Genomic DNA, 6,000 nt, shown 5'->3' on the forward strand with positions numbered 1-6,000 from the left:
TTGGATCTGTGGAATTCTGAATTCAGAAAGCCAAATTTCAGGTTTCTCCCCCACAAACATCCGGGGAGGCACACAGGTAACGGAGAAAATTTATTTCAGGGGGATCACATGATCGAATTCAAAGAAATAGACCGGCATAATTTTTTCGATGTAATTGATTTGCGTGTAGCAGAAGAGCAGAAATCGTTTGTAGCGCCGAATGTGTTTTCGCTTGCACAGGCAAAGGCATTTCCGGAGTGTATTTGTTTAGCGATCTATCAGGATGATGTGTTAGTGGGCTTTACGATGTATTGCATAGATTCTGACGATAAGGAATATTGGATATACCGCCTGATGATTGACGCGAAGCACCAGTCAAAAGGGTATGGAAAAGAGGCCATGGAGAAGCTGATCGAGCGGATTAAACAGGATCAAGAGCATAAGGTGATATATTTAAGCTTTGAGCCAGAAAACAATCTGGCGAAGGGGTTGTATGAAAAATTGGGCTTTGAAGCCGATGGCCGGATAATTGATGGGGAAATCGTTTATAAGATAACGTATTAATCAAAAGAGCTCCTTCTGAGGGGCTTTTATTAATTCATGGCTTGCCGTTATTTTCATGGAGGTGAATCAATTGACAGGGGAGTTTAAAAAAAAGAAAAAATGGATGGTATTGATCATTTCGGTCGGCTTGTTAATTGCTGGACTGCTCGATATTAAGTATCAAGGACTATTCTTTCAGCTATTGCCAGAATCTATTCAATCAAAGATAGCTGATATTTATTAAGCAAATAGAAAAGTCGGCCTTTAATAGGTTAAAGAAAGTAGTGTTGACAAAATGTCAACACTATTTGTATATTGATAGAAGCTGAACATGTTGGAAAGGAAAATGAGTATGGCAGATAAAAGCAATGAAATAGGCCAGCTGCTTAAGAGCTTACTGAAGGAGCGGTCTTTATCCATGAGGAAATTCAGTCAGATGACTGGAGTCGATACGGCGGTCATATCAAAAATTATTAATGGAAAACGAAAAGCGACCCCCGAGCATTTGGAGCGGTTTGCGGATTATTTTGGAGTATCAATCTCCCGGTTTTATGAGAGCGCAGGGTACCCTATAGATCCAAAGCAGACGGAACTGAATGAGTCGATTGGCTATATTCAGGCTGTTCTTGAATCCACAAGTTTAGTAGATAAAGAGTTTCGGCTGGAAGATGTGAAGCAGGAACTTGAAAAATACCAGCAGTTCTCTCAAACCAAGGAAGGGGCCAAAACCATTCAGTCCAAGTTTGAGGAGAAGGTGGAGAAAGTGGGGAGCATCGGTCCCTTTATTCATTATTTAAAGGACATGTACGGGAAATTCTCTATGCGGAGCGGGAATAAGCTGGAGCTTGCTATGATGGGCGGGGCACTCCTCTATTTTATCACGGCCGTTGACTGTATCCCGGATTATGTCTTTCCGGTCGGTTATATAGACGATGCACTGGTCATCAATTGGGTGATGAATGGACTGTCGCTGAAAAAATAAATTGCGGAAAATAAGTAGGATGGGAGAAAAAATGAGCAGACAAAATCGCTATAAAAGAAAAAGCAGAGTGCTTAAACTGACTGCAGCATTGCTGGCAGTGAGTGCGGCTGTGATCGGATACTTTGTCTATCAATACCAGGCGGGAATAAGCATGGCAGAACCGGTTGAACAGCAGGAATATGAGTTCCATGGGGAGAAAAGCCTCGACGATAAAATCAATGTACTTCTATTGGGAGTCGATGCACGGCCGGATGAGGGAAAATCCCGCACTGACTCCATCATGGTCGCCCAATACGATCCGAAGGAAGGGACAGCCAAGGTCATCTCGATCATGCGGGATATTTACACAGAAATTCCCGGATATAAGAACTACAAAATTAACACTGCCTTTTATCTGGGCGGACCGGAATTGCTGCGGGAAACCTTGAAAGATGACTTTGACTTGGATATTGAGTATTACGCCCTGATCGATTTTACAGGCTTCGAGAAAATGGTGGATGCTCTTGCCCCTGATGGCATTGAAATGGATGTTGAAAAAAAGATGTCAGCTAATATCGGCGTGTCCCTTGAGCCCGGATTGCAAAGGCTGAACGGGAAGGAATTATTGGGATATGCCCGTTTTCGCAAGGATGCAGAGGCCGATTTCGGACGGGTAAGGCGCCAGCAGCAGGTCATCAATGCACTAAAGGACGAGTTTTTAAGTGTTAGTGGTGTGATAAAGCTGCCGAAGCTGATAGGAACTGCTCAGCCCTATATTCAGACGAATCTTCAAGGCGCAGAACTTCTCGCTATCATGAAGGACGTCGCTATGCACAGGCCTGATAAGGTGGAAACACTGACCATTCCCATCCAGAATTCTTATACAGATGTAAGGTATGAGGGGGTAGGGCTGGCACTGGATATTGATTTTGAGACAAATAAAGAGGCAATCCGATCCTTTTTGGAGGGGGACTCCAGGAAATCAGGGATAGACGCATCCAGCGGGCAAAGAGATTGAGGAGAACTTCAACATGGGAAATACATATTTGAAACGGCTGGATAAATCGGTCTTGTTCATTATTTGTACATTTAGCATCATGAGTATCCTTTTTATTTACAGCAGCCAGGGGACCGGTCAGTACGGAGACCAGAACTTTGCGCTTAAGCAGGGAGTCAGCTATATGATTGGGTTCGTCCTGCTGATGGCTGTTGCTTATCTGGATGCAGACCAGCTGGAGAGAATTGCATGGCCCCTCTATCTTGTTTGTTTTGCGTCCATCGTTCTTTTGCCGCTTATGCCTCCTGCAGTGGCGCCGTCTATTTTAGGGGCGAAAAGATGGTATAGCCTCCCCCTGCTTGGCTCTATACAGCCATCTGAGTTTTTTAAAATCGCTTTGCTTCTGTTAACATCCAGATTAGCTTACAAACACAATTTGCTTTACCAGGTGAGGACGGTTTGGACTGACCTCCTGCTGATTGGCAAAATCCTTCTGGCGACAATCATTCCATCCATCTTTGTCTATCAGCAGCCTGATACCGGCATGGTTGTTCTTTACTTGGCCGGCAGCGCCACCGTCCTCTTTCTGTCCGGCATTCAAAAGAAGATTCTAGCAGCCGCGTGCTTTTTTCCGGCGGCAGGCACAGCCATCCTCATGTATGTCTACTTTCAGTATCCATCCGTCTTCTATGATCAGCTGCTTCCGTTATTAAAGCCCCACCAGCAGGAGAGAATCCTGGGATGGCTTTCGCCAAGTGAATATGCAGATCATGCATATCAGACGAATAAAGCCATACTGGCGGTGGGAAGCGGGGAATTAAAGGGAAATGGATTTGGCGGCGGAACAGTCTATATTCCTGAAAAGCATACAGATTTCATCTTTGCCACCATTGCGGAAGAAGGCGGGTTTATAGCTGCTGCTGTTGTTCTCAGTTTATTCTTCGTCCTATTGTACCGGATGGCTGTAATCGGCGATCATGCGGAATCGCCCTTTGGTTTGTATATTTGCTCGGGGGCGATAGCGATGTATACCCTGCAAATCTTCCAAAACATCGGGATGACAATCGGGGTCATGCCAGTCAAAGGGATTTCACTGCCCTTATTGTCATATGGGGGAAGCTCATTGCTGTCCAATATGATATTCATGGGTATCCTATTATCGATACGAAAGCCGTACCGGAAATATATGTTCGAAGCAAAATAGACGGCAAGCTTCTTTTGAGCTTGCTGTTTTTTACTTGGATAACACTGAAAAAGAGCATTCCCGAAAAGGGCATGCTCCGCTAACCTGCCAAACTCCCTTCAGTAATTTCCTTCGCATGAACAAGTTTCCTATAAATAACCGCCAGGATCAATGCTGGTATCGTGCAAACCACCATCCCGATAAACGCGTATCTTGGTTCCATTTCATATAAATACCCGCCAAAAATCGTGAAGATGGCTGTGCTCCAGCTAAGAGCGAGTGCAGAGTATATTCCTTGTGTAATCGGCACCTGTTCATGGGGAACGTATTTGATTAAGTATTTCATAAAGGCATAGTGTGCCATGGCAAATGAAAAGGCATGAAGTGTTTGGGCAACCGTAAACATAATCACATGCGGAAAAGCAAATACGAGTATCCAGCGTGCGGTTGAGCCCAATGCTGCCAATGCCAGTAAAGAGCCGATTGAAAATTTGCGGAAAGTCCGGTCGGCAATGAAAAAGAATAGGATTTCTGCAATCACGGCAATGTTAATGATCAGGCCGATTAAATATTGGGGAGCCTGAATTTCCTGCAAATAAATATAGCCATAGTTGTAATAAGAAGCATGTGCTGCCTGCAGTAAAATGACTATGACGAGCACCAGGCCGAAGTGCTGGATGCTGAATAATTTCTTTATGGCGCCTTTTGTCTGGACGCTTTTGGGTTTTTCCGATAAAACGTCCGGCGTATTCATTAAACCGAGGCACAGAAATACGATCATGCCGAGCAGCAGAGCCCAGAATATGGCATCATCCCCAAATGCCCCTGTGAAGAAAGTCAGGAGCATGCCGGATACAACGAATCCAATTGACCCCCATGAGCGGCTTTTTCCGTAATCTCTTAATTGCTTACTCTGTACAAGAATGCCTGCAGCACTATCCAATGCTGGCATCAGAGCAGGGTAAAAGAAGTGTAAAAACAGCGTAACCACCAGCAGGCTTGTAAAAGAATTGGCCGGGATATAGCAGAGAATGGCAATCAGTGTGCCGATTCCCATCCCGTTAAGCAAGGTTCTACTGCTGAATTTTCCTGATAAATAGGGAAAGGCAAAGAGTGTGGAAAGGCCCCGTACAGCCAAACCTAGACTCATGATCAAACTCGCCTGTGAAACGGTCATTCCTTTTATATGGATCAGCCACCCTGTCCAATAGGGCAGAAAAACACCCCAGGTCATAAAGAAACTGAAAAACTGTCTGCCCATCCAGCTCTGTGTATTCATTAAATATCCCTCCGATATTTGCATGATATCAGGAAGATTCGTACAATAATATGAGATATCTCATATTTCGGGGTGGAGAATGGAAATTTATAATCAGGAAAAAAGGCAGCATTACCTGGAGCAGTACTCCATTTCGCATTTATTTTCTTTTCCGATTGAGGAGTTTATGGAAGTACGCGAATATAAGCGGGATGAATGGATTATTCGCGAAGGCATGAGGCCGGATTATTTGTATTATGTTATCAAGGGAAAAGCCAAAATCTATGTAACGTATCAAAATGGCAAGGTTTCTTTGATCAATTTTATTAATGCCCACGATTATATCGGCGAAATGGAGCTATTACATGAAGTGTACTATACAAAGGGGATTCAAGCCTCCACGAAGACAATCTGTTTTGCGATGCCTTTGCATAAATACCGCAACAGGCTCCTTGAAGATACGACCTTTCTTCGTGAACTCACCAAGTTTTTAAGTATGAAAGCAACGAAAATGGCTGAAAAGTACTCCCAGAGCCTTTCCTTTCCGCTAGAAAACCGACTGGCGGATTTCATTCTGCAAACCGCTGATGGGGAGGTCTATAAGGAAAAACATGTAACCGTCTGTGATTTTTTAGGGGTATCTTATCGCCACCTATTGCATGTTCTTGTACAGTTTTGCGATAAAGGATACCTGCAGAAGGAAGGGCGGCAATACCTCATTCGGCGGTCAGATGAACTGCACCGGCTTGCTGATGTGCTGAAAAATGACTTACATTAAAAGGAATAAGTCTGAACCAGACGCAACTTCGGACAGGAGAGTGGGAAAACCGAGAGAGAGAGTCTGAACTTGGTGTAACTTCGGACAGGAGAGCCGGAAAACCGGGAGATAGAGTCCGAACTTGGTGTAACTTCGGACAGGAGAGCCGGAAAACCGAGAGAGAGAGTCCGAACTTGGTGTAACTTCGGACAGGAGAGGCGAAAAACCGGGAGATAGAGTCCGAACCGGGCGCAACTTCGGACAGGAGAGCCGGAAAACCGGGAGATAGAGTCCGAACTTGGTGTAACTTCGGACAGGAGAG

General features: G+C 44.7%; 7 protein-coding genes. 6 read left to right on the plus strand and 1 reads right to left on the minus strand.

All coding sequences use genetic code 11. The features are described from left to right. Positions 1-108: 108 nt before the first annotated feature. From NR125_RS27365 to NR125_RS27385, 5 genes are all read left to right on the plus strand, one after another. Positions 109-543, plus strand: a complete 435-nt coding sequence (locus tag NR125_RS27365) for a GNAT family N-acetyltransferase (protein WP_009332422.1) — start codon at positions 109-111, stop codon at positions 541-543. 70 nt (positions 544-613) lie between these two features. Next, entirely contained in the window at positions 614-766 is a 153-nt protein-coding gene (locus tag NR125_RS27370) for a hypothetical protein (protein WP_009332421.1), read from the plus strand. A gap of 102 nt (positions 767-868) precedes the next feature. Next, positions 869-1,504 carry a helix-turn-helix domain-containing protein gene (locus tag NR125_RS27375; RefSeq protein WP_034296348.1) on the plus strand — a complete coding sequence of 212 codons (636 nt, stop codon included), beginning with the start codon at positions 869-871 and terminating at the stop codon, positions 1,502-1,504. Between the two features lie 31 nt (positions 1,505-1,535). Beyond that, positions 1,536-2,501, plus strand: a complete 966-nt coding sequence (locus NR125_RS27380; protein WP_256816555.1) for an LCP family protein — start codon at positions 1,536-1,538, stop codon at positions 2,499-2,501. Between the two features lie 13 nt (positions 2,502-2,514). Next, complete coding sequence (locus NR125_RS27385) at positions 2,515-3,684, plus strand: FtsW/RodA/SpoVE family cell cycle protein (protein WP_009332418.1); 1,170 nt, start codon at positions 2,515-2,517, stop codon at positions 3,682-3,684. Between the two features lie 79 nt (positions 3,685-3,763). Here the strand turns inward: NR125_RS27385 and NR125_RS27390 are convergent, their stop codons facing one another. Continuing rightward, positions 3,764-4,942, minus strand: coding sequence for an MFS transporter (locus NR125_RS27390; RefSeq protein ID WP_009332417.1), 1,179 nt, complete (start codon positions 4,940-4,942; stop codon positions 3,764-3,766). A 79-nt stretch (positions 4,943-5,021) separates the two neighbouring features. Between NR125_RS27390 and yeiL the strand changes: the two genes are divergently transcribed. After that, the gene (gene yeiL, locus NR125_RS27395; protein WP_009332416.1) at positions 5,022-5,699 is read left to right on the plus strand and encodes a transcriptional regulator YeiL; all 678 of its coding nucleotides are present in this window, start codon (positions 5,022-5,024) and stop codon (positions 5,697-5,699) included. Positions 5,700-6,000 lie beyond the last annotated feature (301 nt).

This window comes from Cytobacillus sp. Bac17 (assembly GCF_024519925.1).
Lineage (GTDB): Bacteria > Bacillota > Bacilli > Bacillales > Cytobacillaceae > Cytobacillus > Cytobacillus pseudoceanisediminis.

Bases quoted from the DNA above. Each gene is read 5' to 3' on its own strand.
- NR125_RS27365 (WP_009332422.1), top strand. From the start codon at position 109: ATGATCGAATTCAAAGAAATAGACCGGCATAATTTTTTCGATGTAATT.
- NR125_RS27375 (WP_034296348.1), top strand. From the start codon at position 869: ATGAGTATGGCAGATAAAAGCAATGAAATAGGCCAGCTGCTTAAGAGC.
- NR125_RS27380 (WP_256816555.1), top strand. From the start codon at position 1,536: ATGAGCAGACAAAATCGCTATAAAAGAAAAAGCAGAGTGCTTAAACTG.
- NR125_RS27385 (WP_009332418.1), top strand. From the start codon at position 2,515: ATGGGAAATACATATTTGAAACGGCTGGATAAATCGGTCTTGTTCATT.
- NR125_RS27390 (WP_009332417.1), bottom strand. From the start codon at position 4,942: ATGAATACACAGAGCTGGATGGGCAGACAGTTTTTCAGTTTCTTTATG.
- yeiL (WP_009332416.1), top strand. From the start codon at position 5,022: ATGGAAATTTATAATCAGGAAAAAAGGCAGCATTACCTGGAGCAGTAC.